At 68.0% G+C, this 19,452-nt stretch carries 24 protein-coding genes; 2 read left to right on the top strand and 22 right to left on the bottom strand.

Going from position 1 to position 19,452, the window contains the following annotated elements; genetic code table 11:
- The 4 genes from selB to murA all read right to left on the bottom strand — a co-directional run.
- Positions 1–1,945, bottom strand: a 1,945-nt coding sequence (gene selB / locus HOP12_10425; protein NOT34573.1) for a selenocysteine-specific translation elongation factor, incomplete at its 3' end; no start/stop codon positions are given.
- A complete protein-coding gene (locus tag HOP12_10420; GenBank protein NOT34572.1) occupies positions 1,942–3,264 on the bottom strand; it encodes a hypothetical protein in 1,323 nt (440 codons plus the stop codon). The genes HOP12_10420 and selB, both read right to left, overlap by 4 nt.
- Positions 3,261–3,884, bottom strand: a complete 624-nt coding sequence (locus HOP12_10415) for a class I SAM-dependent methyltransferase (protein ID NOT34571.1) — start codon at positions 3,882–3,884, stop codon at positions 3,261–3,263. The genes HOP12_10420 and HOP12_10415 overlap by 4 nt, the downstream gene beginning before the upstream one ends.
- Before the next feature lie 86 nt (positions 3,885–3,970).
- Positions 3,971–5,224, bottom strand: a complete 1,254-nt coding sequence (gene murA / locus HOP12_10410; protein NOT34570.1) for a UDP-N-acetylglucosamine 1-carboxyvinyltransferase — start codon at positions 5,222–5,224, stop codon at positions 3,971–3,973.
- A 232-nt stretch (positions 5,225–5,456) separates the two neighbouring features.
- Here murA and HOP12_10405 point away from each other — a divergent pair, with 232 nt between their 5' ends.
- Positions 5,457–6,437: a DUF1684 domain-containing protein gene (locus tag HOP12_10405; protein NOT34569.1), complete on the top strand. Its 981-nt coding sequence runs from the start codon at positions 5,457–5,459 to the stop codon at positions 6,435–6,437.
- A gap of 9 nt (positions 6,438–6,446) precedes the next feature.
- Here HOP12_10405 and HOP12_10400 read toward each other — a convergent pair whose 3' ends face one another.
- Complete coding sequence (locus tag HOP12_10400; GenBank protein ID NOT34568.1) at positions 6,447–6,902, bottom strand: hypothetical protein; 456 nt, start codon at positions 6,900–6,902, stop codon at positions 6,447–6,449.
- Positions 6,899–7,783, bottom strand: coding sequence for a sulfurtransferase (locus HOP12_10395; GenBank protein NOT34567.1), 885 nt, complete (start codon positions 7,781–7,783; stop codon positions 6,899–6,901). The genes HOP12_10400 and HOP12_10395 overlap by 4 nt, the downstream gene beginning before the upstream one ends.
- An 81-nt stretch (positions 7,784–7,864) precedes the next feature.
- On the opposite strand from HOP12_10395, the gene HOP12_10390 reads away from it, so the two are divergent.
- Entirely contained in the window at positions 7,865–8,578 is a 714-nt protein-coding gene (locus HOP12_10390) for an SDR family NAD(P)-dependent oxidoreductase (protein ID NOT34566.1), read from the top strand.
- A gap of 4 nt (positions 8,579–8,582) precedes the next feature.
- On the opposite strand, the gene prmC is transcribed toward HOP12_10390, so the two are convergent.
- The 16 genes from prmC to HOP12_10310 form a co-directional block, all read right to left on the bottom strand.
- Entirely contained in the window at positions 8,583–9,533 is a 951-nt protein-coding gene (prmC, locus tag HOP12_10385) for a peptide chain release factor N(5)-glutamine methyltransferase (protein ID NOT34565.1), read from the bottom strand.
- Positions 9,534–9,567: 34 nt separating this feature from the next.
- A complete protein-coding gene (locus HOP12_10380; GenBank protein NOT34564.1) occupies positions 9,568–9,828 on the bottom strand; it encodes a hypothetical protein in 261 nt (86 codons plus the stop codon).
- A 33-nt stretch (positions 9,829–9,861) separates the two neighbouring features.
- Positions 9,862–10,194, bottom strand: a complete 333-nt coding sequence (locus HOP12_10375) for a hypothetical protein (protein NOT34563.1) — start codon at positions 10,192–10,194, stop codon at positions 9,862–9,864.
- 49 nt (positions 10,195–10,243) lie between these two features.
- Positions 10,244–10,501 (bottom strand): hypothetical protein, encoded by a 258-nt coding sequence (locus HOP12_10370; protein NOT34562.1) that lies wholly within the window; start codon positions 10,499–10,501, stop codon positions 10,244–10,246.
- Positions 10,498–10,995: a hypothetical protein gene (locus HOP12_10365; protein NOT34561.1), complete on the bottom strand. Its 498-nt coding sequence runs from the start codon at positions 10,993–10,995 to the stop codon at positions 10,498–10,500. The genes HOP12_10370 and HOP12_10365 overlap by 4 nt, the downstream gene beginning before the upstream one ends.
- A gap of 1 nt (position 10,996) precedes the next feature.
- Positions 10,997–11,629: a hypothetical protein gene (locus tag HOP12_10360; protein NOT34560.1), complete on the bottom strand. Its 633-nt coding sequence runs from the start codon at positions 11,627–11,629 to the stop codon at positions 10,997–10,999.
- Between the two features lie 287 nt (positions 11,630–11,916).
- Positions 11,917–13,005: a peptide chain release factor 1 gene (prfA, locus tag HOP12_10355; GenBank protein ID NOT34559.1), complete on the bottom strand. Its 1,089-nt coding sequence runs from the start codon at positions 13,003–13,005 to the stop codon at positions 11,917–11,919.
- Between the two features lie 34 nt (positions 13,006–13,039).
- Positions 13,040–13,978: a DUF1385 domain-containing protein gene (locus tag HOP12_10350; GenBank protein NOT34558.1), complete on the bottom strand. Its 939-nt coding sequence runs from the start codon at positions 13,976–13,978 to the stop codon at positions 13,040–13,042.
- A gap of 68 nt (positions 13,979–14,046) precedes the next feature.
- Positions 14,047–14,394, bottom strand: coding sequence for a 50S ribosomal protein L31 (rpmE, locus tag HOP12_10345; protein NOT34557.1), 348 nt, complete (start codon positions 14,392–14,394; stop codon positions 14,047–14,049).
- 165 nt (positions 14,395–14,559) lie between these two features.
- Complete coding sequence (locus HOP12_10340; protein ID NOT34556.1) at positions 14,560–15,390, bottom strand: hypothetical protein; 831 nt, start codon at positions 15,388–15,390, stop codon at positions 14,560–14,562.
- Between the two features lie 108 nt (positions 15,391–15,498).
- A complete protein-coding gene (locus HOP12_10335; protein ID NOT34555.1) occupies positions 15,499–15,726 on the bottom strand; it encodes a hypothetical protein in 228 nt (75 codons plus the stop codon).
- A 66-nt stretch (positions 15,727–15,792) separates the two neighbouring features.
- Positions 15,793–16,335, bottom strand: a complete 543-nt coding sequence (locus HOP12_10330; GenBank protein NOT34554.1) for a GNAT family N-acetyltransferase — start codon at positions 16,333–16,335, stop codon at positions 15,793–15,795.
- A 4-nt stretch (positions 16,336–16,339) separates the two neighbouring features.
- Positions 16,340–16,669: a DHCW motif cupin fold protein gene (locus HOP12_10325; GenBank protein ID NOT34553.1), complete on the bottom strand. Its 330-nt coding sequence runs from the start codon at positions 16,667–16,669 to the stop codon at positions 16,340–16,342.
- A 47-nt stretch (positions 16,670–16,716) separates the two neighbouring features.
- On the bottom strand, positions 16,717–17,265 hold the full coding sequence (locus HOP12_10320) for a DUF664 domain-containing protein (GenBank protein ID NOT34552.1): 549 nt from the start codon (positions 17,263–17,265) through the stop codon (positions 16,717–16,719).
- Positions 17,266–17,281: 16 nt separating this feature from the next.
- Positions 17,282–18,586, bottom strand: coding sequence for a transcription termination factor Rho (gene rho / locus HOP12_10315; GenBank protein ID NOT34551.1), 1,305 nt, complete (start codon positions 18,584–18,586; stop codon positions 17,282–17,284).
- Between the two features lie 553 nt (positions 18,587–19,139).
- On the bottom strand, positions 19,140–19,388 hold the full coding sequence (locus HOP12_10310) for a hypothetical protein (GenBank protein NOT34550.1): 249 nt from the start codon (positions 19,386–19,388) through the stop codon (positions 19,140–19,142).
- Between the last annotated feature and the right edge of the window lie 64 nt (positions 19,389–19,452).

Genomic DNA, 19,452 nt, shown 5'->3' with positions numbered 1-19,452 from the left:
CCCTCTCACCCCGCCGCCGCTCATCCCCCACCCGCACCGTCCACCTCACGCGGTCCGAGTGCTCCAGTAGTGGCACCGCGTACTTGCGCGACGCGCCGGTGAGCTCGCGAAGGTCTGCGACCGTGAGTGCCGCATGCGAGTCGAACCACGCGACGAGCTTCGCTCGAAGCGATTCCATCTGCGCGGCGGTGTACGTCAGCTCGTGGCTCACGCGTACGAGACGTCCCGAGAAGTAGCCGAGTGCCACCGCTTCGCTCCCATCCGCGCCGACCTTGGCTTGAGCCGCCTGAATCTCGGGTACCAGGTAACCCGCCGCATCCAGCTCGCGCTCGAGCTGCTCGAGCACCCGCACCAGCTCGGCTGGCGGCTCCCACGGCCGATCGCCGGGGCGCACGCGCTCCCCGCGCAGTTCCAGGTGCCCGTCGGTCACCAGCGCGTCGAACGCGGCGTCGAACAACGCGGCATCGAGGCGGCTCTTGAGCCCGCTCTTCAAGTCGCCCTTCATCACGCCGAATCGTCCAGGCCAGCGATCGGCGTAAGTTCCGACTTCGCCCTCGATCGCAGCGCGAGCCTCGTTCCATCGTGACGGGGCGAGCCATCGAGAATCGCTCGGCGCCACGACTTCCTCCGAGGCGAGCAGCGCGGCCAGCGCCTCTCTCACCGCGGCTTCGCTCTCCCCCAGTCCTTGCGCCAACACCGCGGTGTGCGTGGGCCTGGGCTCGTGACCGAGGCGTTCGAGCAGTCGCGCCTCGAGCGATCCGGTTTCGCGCACCGCGAGCGCCGCCAGATCGGTGCCGCGCTTGCGACGCTCGGCGAGCGGCTCGATCACGCTGCCGCCGCCGATGGTTCGAGACGGTGAGTACGCCCGCACCACGAAGCGATCGCCGCGCGCGGCCACGATCGGCACCTCGAGCCGCATCTGCGCGAGTGCGGACTCTCCGGGCGACAACTCCCTGCCCTCGAGCATCACGAGTCGTCCGAGCGTTTCGGCGGCACCCAGATGGAATCGCACCCGGCTCACCGCAGGCCATGCGCGTCCGGCGTCGGCAAGCAGCTCGAAACGCACGTCCACGGTACGCGACGGCACGAGCGAACCTGCCGCGATCAGCCAGTCCCCGCGCTCGACTTGCTCCTTCTCGACGCCATGCAGCGCGATCGCGGTGCGCTGGCCGGCGCGCGCATGTTCGACGGTTTCGCCGTGCACCTGCACGCGGCGCACGCGCACGGCGCGTCCGGCAGGCGAGAGCTCGAGTGTTTCGCCGGTGGCGATCCGGCCGCGCCACAACGTACCGGTCACCACGGTGCCGAAGCCCTCCACGGTGAAAACACGATCCACCGCCAGTCGCGCCGGCGCCTCGAGCTCGCGTGCGTCGATGCCGGCAAGGGCGCGGTCGAGTGCAGCGAGCAGCTCCGGCTGCCCTGCGCCGGTCACCGCCGAGAATGCGACGATCTCGGCCGTGGCGAGCGATGTCGCCGCGAGCAGTGCGGTCACATCGCGCCGCACCAGCTCCAGCCATTCCGCCTCGACGCGATCACTCTTCGTGAGCACCACCACGCCGCGCCGGATGTCGAGCATCTGCACGATCGCGAAGTGCTCGCGCGTCTGCGGCATCACTCCTTCGTCGGCGGCGATCACCAGCAACACCACGTCGATGCCGCCCGCACCCGCCAGCATGTTCTTGACGAAGCGCTCGTGGCCGGGCACGTCGATGAGCCCGACCTGCACGCCGTTGGGCGTCACGAGGCGCGCAAAGCCCAGGTCGATCGAAATGCCGCGCGCCTTCTCTTCGGGCAGCCGATCGGTGTCGACACCGGTGAGTCGCTTCACCAGTGCGGTCTTGCCGTGATCGATGTGGCCGGCGGTTCCGACGATCGCGAGTGGAGAGTTCGCGGTCGGTGCGGCGCGTGCGGCCGCATCGCGGTCACCGGGCCGCACGGTGCTCATCGATCGCGACTCGCGCCGCTTCCGCCGAGGATCAGCATGGCGTCGTAGCCGTAGAGCACGCGGCGCGCGCTTTCGGAGAGTCCGGTGAACTCGCGTCCCCGGATTCGCGACCGAACGGCGCGCAGATCGAACAGCGTCCAGCCGGTCGGCAGTGCAGCGGCGTGAAATGGAACCGCCCACGACTCTTCGTTTGTCCGGTTCGGAACCGGGTCGTAGTGCAGCTTCCCGATGTTGAATGCCGCTTGCTCGGTCCCGGCACCTCCCACCACCAGGAGCGTGAACGAGGAGCCGCCCTCGGCCTCCGCGAGATCGGCCACCAGGCTCCCCAGGTCGTGAACCTGCGTCTCGGTGCGCCCGCGCTGCACGTGATTGGCGCCGAGCTTGAGGAACACGCGCGGCGCGCGCTCCCCGGCCGCCTGCGCAGCTCGGTAGTAGTTCATGAAGTTGCGCTTCATGAGCTGCGAGCGCTCGAGGTTCGAATCGTAGCCGCGCCCTTCGAGGTAGGCGCGATTGATGCGAGTCGAGATCTCCATCTGCTCGAGCACCCGATCCGCTTCGGAGCCACGTGCCGGCGCGATCGCGCGACGAAGCGCTTCGTAGTCGGCATCCGGTGTGTTCCACAGATAGAGCTGTGACGGGTCGCCGGCGAGGTTCGCGCGCACGCCGGCCTCGGCCTGCGACAGCGCGCGCGCGATCACCGCGTGCGCGGCGGCACTCGTCGCAAGTTCGTCGAGGCGCCGCAACATCGCGCGATCCGCGAACACTTCGTAGTCGACGCCCCACAAGCTCGCTGCCTTGCCCCCCGCCGCGCCGAGCCACCAGCCCAACAGCGCGCGTTCCTCGAACAACGTGTAGAACGGCGCCAGGTCGAGGGTGTCGCGAAAGTGCGCGGCGAGCCGCGACTCGGGCTCCTTCGCGAGCGCCAGTTGCGCGAGCCGGCCGGCGGTGAACGGACTCACCTCGATCGCAAGGTGGCGGAATCCCGCGGCGCTAAGTTCCGCGAGCAAGGCCTGAGCAACCGCGGGAACTTCTCGAATGCCGTGATCCTCGCCGAGCCCCACGAAGCGCGCTTCGCGCGCGGCCTGAAGCAGGCGACCGGCCGCGGGGCCGACGAGCTTTCCGTCACGCAGCTCGAGCGTCGAGCGCACCGAGGGCAGCAAACGAGCAAGCGCGCTGTCGGCGCTCGTGAGCGCCGGCGCGGCGATCGCGCTCGAGTCCGACGCGAGACAGGCGAAGCACGCGACGCCCACGAACCACGCCGAGCTCGCCAGGCGGGTCAGCTTCGCCAAGGTCACGGAAGGCGCGGTCGACGCGTTCATCTCGAGGACATCTCCCTTCCGCGCTCGAAGGTCACGAGGCCGTCGGCGAGCGGAGAGGTCGCGTAGGCATGGAGCCCGCAATGCGTGAAGCCCGCACGCGCGAGTCGGAGTTCATAGAAGCGCGCACTGCGAAGCGCCAGCTCGCGACGATCGCCCTCGAACTCGTCGCCGCTGACGAAGAACTCGATCCAGGCGACCGCCCCGGCCCATCGCCCCATCGCAGCGAGTCCGGCCGTCAGCTCGCGCTCGGGCACGTAGTGGAGCACGTCCGAGCACACCACCAGGTCGAATGGCCCACGAAGCTCGAGCCCGGCCAACTCGCCGAATCGTGCCTGGTGAAGGTTGCGCGTGAGTCCGTAGCGCCGGATCGCATACGCACTCGCATCGACGCCGGTGTAGCGCAGTCGCGGTCGCTCGGCCAGCAGGTGCGCGCGCCACGCGCCCTCACCGGCACCCACGTCGAGCACCGAGCGCACCTCGCGCTGCATCAGGTACTCGGCGATCCCGAGTGCCAGTCGCACCTTGCGGCGCACGAATGCGCGCTGGCCGACACCTTGCCGGTCGCGGCGGTACCAGCGGTCGAAGTAGGCGCGATCGTAGAGCTTGGGGCGCGCGGACATGGTCGCGCAGTGTAGCGGAAACTCGCGAGCTTCGGCCGTGCTCGATGCGACGTCCCGGTCGAAGCACGGGCCACCGACGCGCGCCGCTACTCCTTCACGCGCTCGATCTCGGCGCCCAGCTTCTTCAGGCGCTCGTCGAACTTCTCGTGCCCGCGATCGAGGTGATAGATGCGCGAAATCCGCGTCTCCCCCTCGGCCGCCAGCGCCGCCAGCACCAGTGCCGCGCTGGCTCGAATGTCGGTCGCCATCACCGGACAGCCCTGCAGCCGATCGACTCCGCGAATCACCGCGACGTTGTGATCGAGCTTGATGTCGGCGCCGAGGCGCTGCAGCTCGGGAACGTGGGTGAATCGATCGAGATAGACGGTATCGGTCATGACGCTGGTGCCGTCGGCCATGGCCATCACCGACATCATCTGCGCCTGAACGTCGGTGGGGAATCCCGGGAACGGCGCCGTGGTCACGTCCACCGCGCCGAGTCGCACCGGTCCGCGGATCGTGATCTCGCGACTGCCCGGCAGCACTTCACAGCCCGCCTGCTCGAACTTGTGAATCGCAGCCGCCATGTGCGCGGGTTCACAGCGCTCGACGGTGAGCGTGCCACCGGTGATCGCGGCAGCGGCCAGGAAGGTGGCCGCCTCGATACGATCTGGAATGATCGTGGTGTCGATCGGGGTCAGGTGCTTCACACCGTGAATGACCATGCGGCGCGTCCCCACGCCCTCGATGTTGGCGCCGCACTGCGTCAGCACCTCGCCGAGCTGCGTGATATCGGGCTCGATCGCCGCATTGTCGATCGTGGTATCGCCGTTCGCGAGCACCGCCGCCATCATGAGCTGAGCCGTGGCACCCACCGACACGTTCTCGAACGTGTAGGAGGCACCCTTGAGCTTCACGTCCTTGCCGACGATATAGCCGTGCTCGATCTCGAGTGCGGCGCCCATCGCGTTCAGGCCATCGAGGTGCAGGTTCACGGGACGCGGTCCCCACGCACAGCCGCCGGGCAGCGACACGCGCGCCGCGCCGAACCGCGCGAGCAGCGGACCGAGCACGTAGATGCTCGCGCGCATCGTGCGCACCAGATCGTACGGTGCTTCGAGCGAGCTGACGTTCGAGGTGTCGATCCTGCACGTGTTGCCGCGAAACTCGACCCGAGCACCCAGCGTCTCGAGGACGCGCGCCATGGTGCGCGTGTCGGACAGCAGCGGGACGTTGCGAAGCGTGTGGACCGCCGGCGTCAGCAGCGTGGCCGCCATCACGGGAAGCGCCGCGTTCTTCGCACCACTCACTTCGACGCGGCCTTCGAGCTTGCGACGTCCTTGAATGACGAAGGCGTCCATCGTCCTGGGTCCCGTGGTGTCCGCAGCGGAAGCGGGAGAATGCATCGAGAAAGTGCGGTTCGTGCGGACGCCGACGTCCATGTTTGCTCCTGAAGTCCCGCCATCGTGGCGAGACCCGATCGTGAAGCGTCGAGGGGGCGTGCTGCGGTTCGAGTTCGCGCGGATTATCGGCAGGTCGAGCGGTGGAATCAACCGCGATGACTCGATTTCTCGCCGGCGTTATGCTGCCGCCATGAACTTCTCGATGATCGACCTCGCCCGCCGCACGTGCCGCGCCCGACTCGCTGTCATTTCATGGACACTCGCGATCTCAATCGCTGCCCACGGCGCGGCCCACGCCGCAGCCCGACCGGTCGGACCCGTCCGGCTCTCGGCTGCCGAATCCGACTCGCTGCGCGAGGTCATCACGAACGACCGAGCGGAAACCGGGAAGTGGCTCCAGTCCGCGGCGACTTCGTATCTCGCCACGGTGCTGCGCCGTGACTTCGACGGGAAGTTCTCGCTGACCGTCGGCAGCGCCGCGGATGTCGACGTGCGGCTCAGAGACGAAGCGATCCGGCCGCATCACCTGCGCGTCACCGTGATCGGCGACTCGTTCTGGGTCGAAACCGTCGACGCGGGTGCGACGTTCGCGGTCGGAGGCCGCGATACCTCGAGCGCCAGGCTCGTACCTTCGACCATCAAAGTCGGACGCTATGGCCTGCGACTCTCGCACCAGCGCTTTCCCGCCTTGATCGTGTTCGACCCCCAGAGCCCGCGCTTCAAGGACTATAAGGGGATGAGCTACTACCCGATCGATCTGAAGTGGCGCTTCGTGGTCCCGCTCACACCGAACCCGCGGCCGGACACCACGATCATCGAGTCGACGCGGGGCAATCGGCGGCACGCGATCCATGCCGGCTGGTTCGAATTCGTCGCCAACGGCAAGCAGTGCCGGCTCGCGGCCACACGACTGCTGGAGCCGGGCGTCGGCGAGCACGACTTGAGCGTGTTCTTCCGCGACGCGACGACCGGCAAGGAGACCTACGGAGTCGGTCGCTATCTCGACCCGGAGCCGCTCGGCGACGGGCGCTACGTGCTCGACTTCAACCTGGCCTACAACCCGGCGTGCGCGTTCTCGGAGCACTACAACTGCCCGATCCCGCTGCGCGAGAACCGGCTGCCGATCGCGGTGCGGGTCGGCGACCGCGATCCGCACTACTACGAGCACTGAGGCGTTTCGTCAGCCCCTGGCGCGGACGCGCTGCTTCACCTCGAACTGCACCAGTTCGAGCATGCCGATCAGCCCCTGCCCCTTCCCCATCGAGAGATCGCGCCCGAACAGGTCGTAGAGCACCTCGGGCGAGATCGCGAGCACTTCTTCGAGCGGCGCGCCCGAGGCAGTCTCGTCGAGAATGCGGCCCCACGCCCGGGCCGAGATGCCCTGCGGATTCTCGACCGCGAAGTGGAAGCGCAACGTGCCGTCGGGGCTGTCGGTCGCGAACACATAGGCGTCCGACTCGCAGCGCGGGGCACGGTGGATCTCGGCGAACGGCCGCCGCGAGATCGCCTCGGACACTTCTTCGAAGCGATCCGCGAAGTCGATCAGGGTTTCCGAGCGCTCGTTGCGATCCATGACGCGCAGCTCTGCGGCCAGCTCGGCCAGCGCCTTCGGCATCTCGGCCATCGCGCGCGTCAACCCTTCTCGATCGGCAGTCCCACCGAGTTGCCCCACTCGGTCCAGCTGCCGTCGTAATTGCGCACCTTCGCGTAGCCGAGCAGATAGGTGAGCACGAACCAGGTGAGGCTCGATCGCTCACCGATGCGGCAGTAAGCCACCACGTCGTCCGCCGCCTTGAGGCCGATCTCGCCCTCGTAGATCGCGCGCAGTTCGTCGGCAGTCTTGAACGTGCCATCGGTGGTGTTCATCGCGCGTGCCCACGGAACGCTCTTCGCACCCGGAATGTGGCCACCGCGCAGCACGCCCTCCTGCGGATACTCGGCCATGTGCGTGCGCTCGCCGCTGAACTCCTGCGGGCTCCGCACGTCGACCATCGGAAGCCCGGCCGTGGCGTGGGCGAGCACCTGATCGCGAAACGCGCGGATCGTTCGATCGTCGCGCTCGGGTGCCGCGTAGGAGGTGGCCGCGTAGCTCGGCACCTCGCGGGTCATGGCGCGCTTCTCCTGCTCCCACTTGAGCCGTCCACCGTCCATGACGCGCGCCTTCGAATGTCCGAACAGCTGGAACACCCAGAACGCGTAACACGCCCACCAGTTGTTCTTGTCGCCGTAGAACACCACAGTGGTCTCGCGCGTCACACCGATGCGAGCCATGAGCGACTCGAAGCTCGCGCGGTCGAGATAGTCGCGGCGCACCGGATCGTTGAGATCGGCGGCCCAGTCGACCTGCACGGCACCCGGAATGTGGTTGCTCGGGTAGAGCAGCGAGTCTTCGTTGGACTCGACGATGCGCAGCGTGGGGTCGGTCAGGTGGTCGGCGACCCATTCGGTGGTGACGAGCACGTCGGGGCGGGCGTAGCCGCGCGACGCGATCGGGGCGACGGTCGAAGGATTGGACATGGAGTGCTCCGGGCCAGAGAGAAAGGAGGCGGCAGCATAGCGGAATTCCCCTGAATGCGCGGCGCGTGCGATGCTGCGCGAATGAGCGAATACCCATCGCTGAACGGACGCGTGGCGCTCGTCACCGGCGCCAATCGCGGACTCGGGCTGGCGGTCGCGCGGGCAGTGGCGCAGTGCGGTGCGCGGGTGTTGCTGGCCGCGCGAGATCCTGCCGCGGCCGCAGCCGCTGTGGTGACCGCACTGTCCGGCACCTCACTCGCGATCGAGGCCGTCACTCTGGATGTCGCGAACGACGCGAGCGTCGCGGCGCTCGCCGCACGCGAGCCCCGGGTCGACGTGCTGATCAACAACGCGGGAGTGCTCGAGGATCAGGACGTGCCGGGACTCGAGGTGGGACTCGATCGAGTTCGGCATGCATTCGAGGTTCACGCAGTCGGCGCGCTCCACCTGATCCAGCGCTTCGCCCCCGGCATGCGCTCGCGTGGCTGGGGCCGCATCGTCAACGTGTCGAGCGACTGGGGATCGCTGGCGCACATGGAGTCGCATCACCTCGCCTATCGCATGAGCAAGACCGCTCTGAACGCGGTGACGCGCTCGCTGGCCCACGAGCTGCGCGGTACCGGAGTGCTGGTCAACGCGCTCAATCCCGGCTGGGTGCGCACGCGCATGGGTGGCGCGACCGCCACGCTCACGCCCGAACAGGCCGCGGGAACGGTGATGTGGCTGGCGACGCTTCCCAAGGACGGCCCGAGCGGCGAGTTCTTCAACAGTCGTCGCGAGCCGCTCGCGTGGTGATCCGCTAGCGCTGCTCGCCCCACTGTGCGGGCGCGATCGCCGGACCGCGCTCGCGGCGTGCGATCAGAACGCGCGGGCGGCCGGCGAGGTCCGCGACGACTCGCGCCCCGGACCAGTCGTGGGCACCTTCGAACCATGCCAGCACTTCCTGCGCACGCGACTCGTCGAGTTCGAGCGCGAGCGCTCCGGCCGTGACCAGGTGCCGCGGAGCGTCGTCGATGATCTCGCGCAGCGCATCGAGGCCGTCGGCGCCCGAGAACAACGCCATCGCCGGCTCGTGGTCGCGCACATCGGGCGGCAGGCGATCGCGTTCCGATTCGGCGATGTACGGCGGATTGCTCACGATCAGATCGAATCGCTCGTCCGCATCGAGCGCGCCGAACCACTCACCCGCGACGAAGCGCACTCGCGAACTCAAGCCCAGCTCCGCGGCGTTGCGCATGGCCGTTGCGAGCGCCGCATCGCTCCATTCGGTCGCCGTGACGATCGCCTGTGGCCATTCAGCGGCGATCGCGAGTGCGATCGCGCCTGAGCCGGTGCCCAGGTCGGCGACGCGCGGGCGCGGCCAGCGGTCGCGCTCGGAGCGCAGCAGTTGCAGCACGGCCTCGACCAGCCCTTCGGTCTCCGGGCGCGGAATCAGTACCGAAGGGCTGACCGCGAGATCAAGGCTCCGAAACGCCGCACGCCCCGTGATGTAGGCGACCGGCTCGCCACCGGCGCGTCGCGCACACCACGCGATCAGCATGGCGCGCTCGCCATCGCTGAGTTCGCGCGCGGGCTCGAGAGCGAGCGTGCCGCGCTCGACCACCAACAGCCGGCTCACCAGCTCTGCGGCGTCCGAGTGAGGTGTGTCGCTGGCACCTGCGACTTGGGATCGAGCGTAGGCCAGCGCATCGGTGACGTTCCAATCCGGCATGGCGGCAGCATAGCCGAGCCGCCCGAAACGACGAGGCATCCGGCCGCGATGCCCCGCCGCCTCGAGGTGGCATTCACCGCGAGCGCCGTCCCAGAATCTCCTGCGGCGAGACGCAGACCGTAATCATGATCATCGAAGGCAACGGGGCGATGATCACGATCCACTGCTGCCGCATGACCTTGCCGGGCGCACATCCCACCATCAGGCGCAGCTGCCGCGGCGCCACCGACTCGCCGGCCGCAGCGCGCGACGCCCGTGCCGCGTCGGGCACCGAGGCCATGAGCGCCCAGGCCAGGATCATCAGCGCGACCCACCTGCTTCCGTTCCGTTTCATGGAGAACTCTTCCCTTCCGCCGAGGGCGAAGCGTTACTCGGTCGTGATCACGTCGAGTGCCGCGAGCATGCAACCGCCGACGGTCGCGGCGACCACGCCGGTATTCGCGGGCGTGACGACTCCGCCGTGCGTGAGCAGGAACGCGCCGGTCGCGCACAACCATGCGCCGTAGACTCCCCAGCGCCGCTCCGGGTCCGCGCCCGGATCGAACACCGGACCATCGAGCGTTTCGACACGCTGCTCCGTCGCGGCCTGAGCCGCGGCGCACGCGGAGTTCGAACTTCCGTCACCTGCCACGAGTGCGCACAGCACACCGGCGATCACGATCGCACGACCGATCACGTTCCACTTCTCGAGTGTTCTCATCTGAATGACTCCGACGGGGGCGAATGAACCACGCGATTTCAGCCGGGGACTAGTCTTCGCTCCAGGTCACCATCAGCCGGCCGCACTGGAACAGCGCAGCCGCGCCGGTGGCGGGGTCCCGCACCGCGATCGCTCCGACGATGCAGGCGCCGTAGTCGAACGCCTTCCCCCACATGCGATGCCAGTTGCGCAGCAGCTCGTCCGCCGGTCCGCCGGAGTCGGCTGCATTCGCGAACGCGGGCGCGGCCGTCATGGCCACGACCACGAGCGCGAGCACCGCGCGACGAGCCTGGGTGTGAATCTTCATGGCTTACTCACCTCCTCGATCGGGTTTGAGACGCGGGGGCTGTCATCGGGCAAACCATGGGCGTCGAATCGAAACACTTCTCCATAGCGCCGCCGCCCCCACCGGTGGCGCCACACGCCAGCCGAGTCCCACACCACGGCGGGCGCGCGTACCGGCGCGAGCTCGAGCCGCGACGGTCGCAGCGGCGTGTCGACGATGAGTGCCACCAGCGCACGGTCGGTGATGCGCAAGGCAGCCGAGTCCGCCAGCGCCTGCATGATCTCGAGGCAGTGCGCGCACGCGGGATTGACCGCCACCGCCGTGATCGCGCGGCGGGCTCCCGCAAGTGCGAGCGCGGGCTCGCCGCGCAGCGGGACCGCGCCGTTCGGAGGCCAGTGTGGAGTCTGCCACGCGTGGGCGCGGTCGCGCGCCCAGGTCACCGCGAGTGCGGTGAAGGTCGCGAGGCCGAGCGCGAGCAGCACGCGGGCGAGCCGTGCACCTCGTTCGACGCGCATGTCAGAGGCCCCCGAAACCGCTGCGACCGGCGAGCAGATCGAGTGTGAACCAGGTCGCGAGTCGAATCGCGAGCCACAAGCTCAGCGTGACTGCGACTCCGGTCGCGAACGGCCGTGCGACCGCATGCGACTGCGCCCAGCCGAGCAGGATGAGCCGTACCGCCTCGAGCACTCCGAGTCCGGCGAACGCCGCCGCGAGTCCTGCATCGTCGGCGCGCACCGATTCGAGCCCGCCGATCCCGCCCAGTGTCACCGCCGCCATGCGCCACGCGCCCTCGAGCTCCGCCGATCGCACCCGCAGCAGGTCCGCGAAGCCGGTGAGCAACGAGAGCGCGCAGGTGATCCCGGCGATTCGCCAGTAGGGCATTCGCTCGCCGAGTGCTCGCCATGCGACCACCAGCAATGCGCTGCCGGCCAGCACGCCGAGGGCATGCGTCGTGGTTGCCATCCAGGCGAGTGCGGCGGGGTCGAGTGGAGACTCCGGACCGGCCGCGACTTTGTCGCGGATGAAGCGCCAACGTTCGAACAGCGCGAACGCGGCGGCAAACGGCACGAACCACGGCGAGAACGGCCACGCGAGGCGCACCCGGGTGCGCACGAACCGCGTGCCGAGCGAGGAAGCTGGAGCGAGCATCGAGACCTCAACCTGGGGGCGAGGATCATCGAAACATCGCTTGCAGCCGCCGTGCCGCCAGGCCCCTGCCGGACCCGCAACCGGAATCCACACGATCGGTGGTCGGCGCCCGACTGGCTCCTCGTGACTGCCGACACCCGCGGTGTCGACTCGTCGCCGCGGCGTGCGATCTCGCGCATTTCCCGCGGGCGCTCGGCAACGTGCCTCGCGGCCTCCCGCGATGTCGAACGCGATCCGCTACGGCCCGCGCCGGCGCAGGGTCTCCGAGCGGCCCCGCCTGCGTCGCGTCAATCCGCTCCCGCGGCCTCGAGGCGTTCCGCCGTGTCGGCGGCTGACAGCGCCTCGGTCATCTCGTCGAGGCTGCCTTCCATGACTGCGGGAAGATTGTGGGTGGTGAAGTTGATGCGATGGTCGGTCACGCGCGACTGCGGAAAGTTGTAGGTGCGGATCTTCGCGCTGCGGTCGCCGGTCGAAACCTGCGAGCGACGCTTGGCGGACTGCTTGGCCTGCTGCTCCTGGAGCCGCAGATCGTACAGACGCGCCCGCAGCACCTTCATGGCCTTCGCACGATTCTTGATCTGCGAACGTTCGTCCTGGCAGCTCACCACGAGTCCGCTCGGCAGGTGGGTGATGCGCACCGCCGAGTCGGTGGTGTTCACGCCCTGACCGCCGGGGCCCCCGGCGCGATAGACGTCGACGCGCAGCTCCTTCTCGGAGATGTCGACCTCGACCTCTTCGACCTCTGGCAACACCGCGACGGTCGCCGCGGAAGTATGAATGCGACCCGAGGCTTCCGTGTCGGGCACGCGCTGCACTCGGTGCACGCCGCTCTCGAACTTCATCTCGCGATACACGTCCTCGCCCGAGAGCTGAAACGTGATCTCCTTGTAGCCGCCGACCGGGCTTTCGCTCAGATACAGCACTTCCTGCTTCCAGCGCTTGTTCTCGGCCCACCGCGTGTACATGCGGTAGAGATCCGCGGCGAACAGCGAGGCCTCGTCGCCGCCGGTCCCGGCGCGGATCTCGACGATCACGTTCTTGCCGTCGTCCAGGTCGCGCGGCAGCAGCAGCGTCTTGAGGCGCGCGACCAGCTGCGCGTGGCGCTCCTGCAGCTCCGGCAGTTCCGCCTCGGCGAGCGCCGACAGCTCGGGATCACCCGAAGCGATCGCAGCCTGGTCGTCGGCAATCGTGGCAGCGACGCGCCGGTAGTCACCGAGCACGTCGATGGTCTCCTGCAGGTGCGAGCGCTCGCGCGACAGGTCGCGCAGCTTGCGAGGATCCGACGCGACCTCGGGTGTGCCGAGCAGCCCGGTCAACTCGTCGAAGCGTGCCTCGGTCTTGAGCAGCGCCTCGAGGAATCCCGCCGGTTCGCTCATCGGTCGGTCGCTGCCGCGTCGCGAATCGAGTCGATCACTGCATGAACTCCACTTCGAGTCGCGCGTGGCTCCCGGCCTGCTGAAGCTTTCGCACCGTCTCGTCGTCGGTCACGCGTTGCAGCGAGGCGATGGCGACCGCACACATGCCGAGATCCGGCTCGCGGGTGGTGAGGCGCTGGAACTGGAGCCCCGGCCAGATCAGCAGCCTGACCAGCGGGTGGCTCGTGTACTTGCCCGAGATGCGGATGAACTCGAATGCGATGCCGACGATCACCGGCATGCACGCGATGCGCAGCAGGTGATCGCCGAGTCCGCGCGGCTTGCCGATGAACGCGAACACCACGATCGAGACCATCACGACCAGGAACAGAAACGAGGTGCCGCAGCGCGGGTGAAACCGCGAAAAGCTCTGGACGCTCTCGGGGGTGAGCGGCGCGTCGGCTTCGAGGGCGTGGATCGCCTTGTGTTCGGCTCCGTGGTAGCCGAGCACCCGCGCCATCTCGCGCCACTGGCTCACCAGCGTCAGGTAGAGCACGAACGCAACCAGCCGGAACAGTCCGTCGACCAGGCCGAAGCCGATGCGCGAATGGAAGCCGAGCCACTCGGTGGCGCGCGCCGGCAGCACCACGAATAGCAGCAGGCCGAGCCCGAACGACACCGCCACCACCGCGACCTGGCCGATCTGGGCGCCGAGCGAGGCGGGCTTCGCCTCTTTCGCCGGCTCGTCGCGCGAGGCTTCGTCGGCGCTGAAGTTGAGCGCCTGGATCCCGAGGCCGAGGGTCTCGAACAGCGAAACCGCTCCGCGAATCACCGGCAGGCGCAGCAGCGGCACGCGGCGGCTGATCGAGGTGAACGCGCGGTCGAAGTAGCCGAGCGTGCCGTCGGGTCGACGCACGGCAACCGCGATCTTGGACGGCGAGCGCATCATCACGCCTTCGATCACAGCCTGGCCGCCGACCGGCAGGAATGGCATTCGTGGACCCCCGAAAGCAGACGGCCTCCGCCGGGAATCGATCCCGTGCGGAGGCCGAGTGAAGTTCGCTACTTCTTGGACTTGGCGGTGCCGTTCTTCGTCGGAGCAGCCGCGGGCGCGACTGCCGCCTCGACGGGAGCGGCCACAGCCTCGGCAGTCTCGGCGGTCTCAGCCGCGGCGGCCTCGGCCTTCGGATCGGTCTTCCGGTAGCGCTTCATGAAGCGCTCGACGCGACCCGCCTTGTCGATCAGCTTCTGCTTGCCGGTGAAGAAGGGATGGCAGTTCGAGCAGATGTCGAGATGCACCTTGCCGTCCGACGTCGAGGGCTTGATCGTGGTGCGGGTCTCCCACTCGATGCCACAGCCGTAGCAGTGGAACTCACGCACTTCGTAGACGGGATGAATTCCGGCTTTCATGGAACCATTCTCCTCAACGGCGGCGTTCCCCGGCCTCGGGGTCCGGTCCACGCGACCGCGTGGCACCGAGTTTTTCCCCCCGGCATTAGCCGAGCGCTCCGCCTGGGTATGGAAACGGGCGGGGATTATGCCCAAGCCCCGGTGCGCTGTCCAACCGGCATCCGCTCACTGTTTCGGCGCCCCACCGGTCCGCAGCGTGTCGAACGCCGCTGCTGGAGCGGGCGCTGCGATCCCCGCGCGAGAGGCCGCGGGGCGCATCGGGGGCGGCGGAGACCAGCCCGCGCCGCGCCCCGTCCAGGTCTGTGCTGCAGGCGGCAGATGGCCCGTGTCGCTGAAGGTCGCGAGGCGAGTGCTGCCGTCGGGGCGCACCACGATCGTAGTGATCGAACCATTGCCGATTTCGAACGCCGGCCAGTCTCCGCTCTTCATGCCGAGCGCGTGCTCGGCGAACCAGCGAATCACGTTTCCGTGGCACACCAGCACGTCGTGTCGATCCTCGCGGCCGACGACCGGACGCACGTACGTCGCCCACGCACGCGCGAGCCGCGCCTCGCAGGAGTCCACTTCGCCCGGCTCCGCATTGCGGTTGTAGTCGGCGCGATTCGCACGGGCGGAGCATTCGCTGAGATTCGAGTCGCGCAGCGCCCGCACGTGCATGATCTCGCCCATGAGGTCGGCAGTGTTCATGGCGCGCGTGAACGTGCTGCTCACCAGCGAGTGGATCGGGATCGGCAGCTTCGCGAATCGTTCGCCAACCAAGCGCGCCTGCTCACGACCCAGTGAGTCGAGCCCGCGGCCGACCCGATCGTCTCGGTTGTCGGTGTAGTCGTACCAGCCGTGACGGATCAGGTGCAGATAGTGATAGCCCTGACGCGTCGTATCGCGTGGTGTCGAGGCCATCGGTGCCATTGCGGACTGGGCGCGTGCGCTCGAGTAGAGCCCGGCTGCGATCAGCAGGACGACGGTTGCGAACACCACGATCGACTGACGGCTCATAGGTCTGGATCTCCGAGTTCGAAAAGTCCCCGACTCACCGGCTCGCATACTGACAGGCTCGACAACGAGAGGGTACCGCAGCGCGACGCGCGCGGGCGCGACGCCGGGCTAGCCGCGGTTGCGCGGATGACGTCCGGCGGCCCGCTCGTTTCCACGCTTGTAGTTCCCGGTCGCGCGCTGCATCAGTCCCTGCAGCGTGGCGGCGTCGGCGTGCTCGGCGCGCCGCAGGAACAGTTCGGCAGCACGAGCGCGCAGCGTGGTCACGACCACTCCCCCGCGCTCGATGTGAACTTCGCCGGAGCGCGTGACGCGAAACGAGAATTCGGTCACTTGCAGGCTCCAGCGTTCGGCGCAAGCAGCTCCGCCACCGCGGTGCGCATTGCGGCGAGCGCCGGAACGTCGTCAGGACTTGCGGGTGTGAGCGTCAGATTCATCGCGCAGGATCGCATAGAGGTACTGATCGAGGATCCGGCCCTCCTTGATCGCGCTGCGGCGCAGCACCGCCTCGCGCCGGAAGCCGGCCTTCTCGAGCACCCGGGCGGAGCCGTGGTTCTCGGTGAACACCAGTGCCGTGATGCGCTCGAGTTCGAAGTTCTCGAAACCGTAGCGAGTCATCGCCGCGACGGCGTCGCTCATGATGCCGCGCCCCCAGTAGGCCTCGCCGAGCCAGTAGCCGATCACCGCCGTGATGCGCTCGACCCCGGCACCGAGGAACAGTTCGACATCGCCGACCGCGGCCCCGTCGACTTCGATCCCGAGGTCGGTCGGCCGCCGACGCCCCGATTTCTCGGCGATGAAGCCTTCGGCGTCTTCGATCGTGAATGGATGCGGAAATCGATCACTCACGTTGAGCCAAATCTTCCGATTGTTCGCATGCTCGGACAAACTCGCGGCGTCACCGGGCACCAGCGGGCGTAGTCGACAGGTGGCGCACTCGATCACCATGGCGTCAGTCCACGATGAACAGGCGCGCCCCGTGCGGCGCCTGCGATCGATGAGGCTCGGCGTCGTCGGCGACCTGGTAGCTCATACCGGGTTTGAGGGTCCAGGCCCGCCCGTCGGCGAGCTGCGTGTGCAGTTCCCCTTCGAGGCACAGCAGGATGTGGCCCTTCTGACACCAGTGATTGGCGACGTAGCCCGGCGAGTACTCGACCATGCGCACCCGGATCTCACCGAAGCGCCGGGTACGCCAGGTCGCGATTCCCGACTCGCCGGGGTGCTCGACGGGCTCGATCGTCGACCAGTCGGTGGTGCCGAACGGGATGTCGCGAAGCATCATGAGGGGCTCCCGAACCGGACCGCGACGCCTGGCCGCGGTCGGCGGCGCTACGCGGGTCCGACGACGGCCGCGCGAATGCGCGCGAGCTGCTTGAGATGGACGACGTCGTGCCCGGCGTAGAGATCCATCATCCGCGCGATGCTCTCCTCGCCGCGTTCTTCGTGCAGGCCGACACGCTGCAGCTCCGCAGTACTCAGTGATTCGAGCACCCGCAGCGTACTTGCGCGCAGCAACGTGAAGCGCGACAGCACTTCCTCGGCGTCGGTATCCCCGACGTGCAGCCGGCTCGTCCAGTGATCCTGGTCGTAGCCGATGAGCGGCGGGCGCTCCTGCGAGAGCACCAGTCGAAAGCGATACGCCCCCACCACCTCGGAGTCGGCGAGGTGCTGCAGGAGCTGCAGCACGCTCCACTTGCCGGGCGCCTCGGGGGTGGCCCGCTGCTCAGGCGTCATTCCATCGATGCCCGTTCGCAGCGCCGCCGCGGTCGCGCGCAACACGTCGAGCGGTTCGCGCGCATCGAGCGCGGCGACCAGTGCGGCGGTGTAGGCGCCGGCCTGGGCTTTCGCGTCCGCGGCTCGATAGGTGAGTTCCGACATCGAGGACTCCCCTTGTCTAGTGATTCATGCTCTCGAGGAACTTCTTGTTGGTCTTGGTGTCGCTCATCTTGGTGATGAGGAACTCCATCGCCTCGGACGAATTCAGTTCATTCAAGAACTTGCGCAGGATCCAGATGCGCTGGAGCTGGTCGGCGCTCATCAGCAGCTCTTCTTTTCGCGTGCCGGAGCGATTGATGTCGATCGCCGGGAAGACGCGCTTGTCGGACAGCTTGCGATCCAGGACCAGCTCGCTGTTCCCGGTGCCCTTGAACTCCTCGAAGATCACCTCGTCCATGCGCGAACCGGTCTCGACCAGCGCCGTGCCGATGATCGTGAGCGAGCCTCCGCCCTCGATGTTGCGCGCCGAGCCGAAGAAGCGCTTGGGGCGTTGGAGCGCGTTCGCGTCGACACCCCCCGAGAGGATCTTGCCGGAGTGAGGCACCACGGTGTTGTGGGCGCGCGCGAGGCGGGTGATCGAATCGAGCAGGATCACCACGTCGCGCTTGTGCTCGACCAGTCGCTTGGCCTTCTCGATCACCATCTCGGCGACCTGAACGTGCCGTTCCGGCGGCTCGTCGAAGGTCGAGGAGATGACCTCGCCCTTCACCGTTCGCTGCATGTCGGTGACTTCCTCGGGGCGCTCGTCGATGAGCAGCACGATCAGCACGACCTCGGGATGATTCTCGGTGATCGCGTTGGCAATCTTCTGCAGGAGCACGGTCTTGCCGGCCTTGGGCGGCGAGGTGATGAGTGCGCGCTGCCCTTTTCCGAACGGGCACAGCATGTCGATGATGCGCGTCTCGATGCAGCGATCCTTCGCCTCGAGGTTGAGCTTCTCGATCGGGTAGAGAGGCGTGAGATTGTCGAACAGGATCTTGTCCTTCGCCGCCTCCGGGCTCTCGAAGTTCACCGCTTCGACGCGCAGCAGCGCGAAGTAGCGCTCGCCCTCTTTCGGTGGCCGCACCTGCCCGGACACCGTATCGCCGGTGTGCAGATCGAAGCGCTTGATCTGCGATGGCGAGACGTAGATGTCGTCCGGCCCCGGCAGGTAGTTGTAGCTCGGCGCGCGCAGGAATCCGTAGCCCTCGGGCAGAATCTCGAGCACGCCCTCGGCGAAGATGAAGCCGCTCTTCTCGGTCTGCGCCTCGAGGATCTTGAAGATCAGTTCCTGCTTGCGCAGTCCACTGGTGCCCTGCACCCCGAGTTCCTGACACAGCGCGAGCAGCGCCGACATGGTCTTCGCCTTGAGCTCGGTGAGCTCGAGGGTGTGTTCCGGATTCGGGGTGATGATTTCGGTGGTGAGATCGCCGTCGGTGGTCATTGGATGGGGCCGCGGACCTTCACGCCGAAGGCGTTCGGTCACGCGGATTGGCCGAGGGGGCGCGCCGTCCTGGCGCGCGGGCCGATGAGGGTGGAGAGGCGCTGATGGCGGAGCAGAATGGAGTCGGGATTGCGGAGGGAAAGCGGCGCTCACAAGCGGGAAGCCCGCCGCGCGCCTGCTCAAGTCGAAGCAAAGCCTAGGAGCCGTCTCGGGCACTGTCAAGAAATTCGTGACATTGCGCGTTGGCAATTCCGATCGCGCGGAACGCGAGTGCGGCCGCGCGGATTTTCCCCCGCACGATCGTGCTTCGTGACGCCGAATGAAGTTCGGTGCTCGAAATTCGTGGCTTTGCAGGGCCTGGCGGTTCGGCGGAATTTCCCAGCGCGTGTGGCACGCACGTTGCCCCTCTGCATGAGTGCGGTGCGAGGGAGCCGACTCTCCCACCCTACCGAGCCTGCCAACTCATCGGGCGGCCCCTCCTCCGCGTTGCCTTCAGGGGAAGCCCCGGCGCCCGCCGGGGCTTTTTTACGTCGATGTGGGCGGCCGCATGGAGCTAGCCCCGCGAGAGTCCGCTCCGCACGGCGAGCCCGAGCGACGCCAGCAGTGCGAGCACCGCGACGATCGCGAGTGCGCGCGTCACGAAATCCGATCCGCGGCCTCCGAGCCGCGGCGTGATGCCGAGCAACAGGCCGGCGATCACTCCCGCGCCGAGTCCGGCAGCGTGCGCCACGTTGTCGGTGCCATCTCGCGTGAAGCCCGACACCAGACCTCCCGCAACCAGGTAGAGCAGCGCCGCGCCCATGGCGCGCGCGCGTCCGACCGCGAGCGTGTGTTCACGCGCTGGGGCTTCTGGGTGGTGTACGGGG

The sequence above is a fragment of the Candidatus Eisenbacteria bacterium genome (assembly GCA_013140805.1).
GTDB lineage: Bacteria > Eisenbacteria > RBG-16-71-46 > RBG-16-71-46 > RBG-16-71-46 > JABFRW01.
This window is presented reverse-complemented; position numbering and strand designations above follow the sequence as displayed.

Coding starts and splice junctions, on each gene's coding strand:
- HOP12_10420 (NOT34572.1), bottom strand. CDS start 3,264: ATGAACGCGTCGACCGCGCCTTCCGTGACCTTGGCGAAGCTGACCCGC.
- HOP12_10415 (NOT34571.1), bottom strand. CDS start 3,884: ATGTCCGCGCGCCCCAAGCTCTACGATCGCGCCTACTTCGACCGCTGG.
- murA (NOT34570.1), bottom strand. CDS start 5,224: ATGGACGCCTTCGTCATTCAAGGACGTCGCAAGCTCGAAGGCCGCGTC.
- HOP12_10405 (NOT34569.1), top strand. CDS start 5,457: ATGAACTTCTCGATGATCGACCTCGCCCGCCGCACGTGCCGCGCCCGA.
- HOP12_10395 (NOT34567.1), bottom strand. CDS start 7,783: ATGTCCAATCCTTCGACCGTCGCCCCGATCGCGTCGCGCGGCTACGCC.
- HOP12_10390 (NOT34566.1), top strand. CDS start 7,865: ATGAGCGAATACCCATCGCTGAACGGACGCGTGGCGCTCGTCACCGGC.
- prmC (NOT34565.1), bottom strand. CDS start 9,533: ATGCCTCGTCGTTTCGGGCGGCTCGGCTATGCTGCCGCCATGCCGGAT.
- HOP12_10380 (NOT34564.1), bottom strand. CDS start 9,828: ATGAAACGGAACGGAAGCAGGTGGGTCGCGCTGATGATCCTGGCCTGG.
- HOP12_10375 (NOT34563.1), bottom strand. CDS start 10,194: ATGAGAACACTCGAGAAGTGGAACGTGATCGGTCGTGCGATCGTGATC.
- HOP12_10370 (NOT34562.1), bottom strand. CDS start 10,501: ATGAAGATTCACACCCAGGCTCGTCGCGCGGTGCTCGCGCTCGTGGTC.
- HOP12_10365 (NOT34561.1), bottom strand. CDS start 10,995: ATGCGCGTCGAACGAGGTGCACGGCTCGCCCGCGTGCTGCTCGCGCTC.
- HOP12_10360 (NOT34560.1), bottom strand. CDS start 11,629: ATGCTCGCTCCAGCTTCCTCGCTCGGCACGCGGTTCGTGCGCACCCGG.
- prfA (NOT34559.1), bottom strand. CDS start 13,005: ATGAGCGAACCGGCGGGATTCCTCGAGGCGCTGCTCAAGACCGAGGCA.
- HOP12_10350 (NOT34558.1), bottom strand. CDS start 13,978: ATGCCATTCCTGCCGGTCGGCGGCCAGGCTGTGATCGAAGGCGTGATG.
- rpmE (NOT34557.1), bottom strand. CDS start 14,394: ATGAAAGCCGGAATTCATCCCGTCTACGAAGTGCGTGAGTTCCACTGC.
- HOP12_10340 (NOT34556.1), bottom strand. CDS start 15,390: ATGAGCCGTCAGTCGATCGTGGTGTTCGCAACCGTCGTCCTGCTGATC.
- HOP12_10330 (NOT34554.1), bottom strand. CDS start 16,335: ATGGTGATCGAGTGCGCCACCTGTCGACTACGCCCGCTGGTGCCCGGT.
- HOP12_10325 (NOT34553.1), bottom strand. CDS start 16,669: ATGATGCTTCGCGACATCCCGTTCGGCACCACCGACTGGTCGACGATC.
- HOP12_10320 (NOT34552.1), bottom strand. CDS start 17,265: ATGTCGGAACTCACCTATCGAGCCGCGGACGCGAAAGCCCAGGCCGGC.
- rho (NOT34551.1), bottom strand. CDS start 18,586: ATGACCACCGACGGCGATCTCACCACCGAAATCATCACCCCGAATCCG.
- HOP12_10310 (NOT34550.1), bottom strand. CDS start 19,388: ATGGGCGCGGCGCTGCTCTACCTGGTTGCGGGAGGTCTGGTGTCGGGC.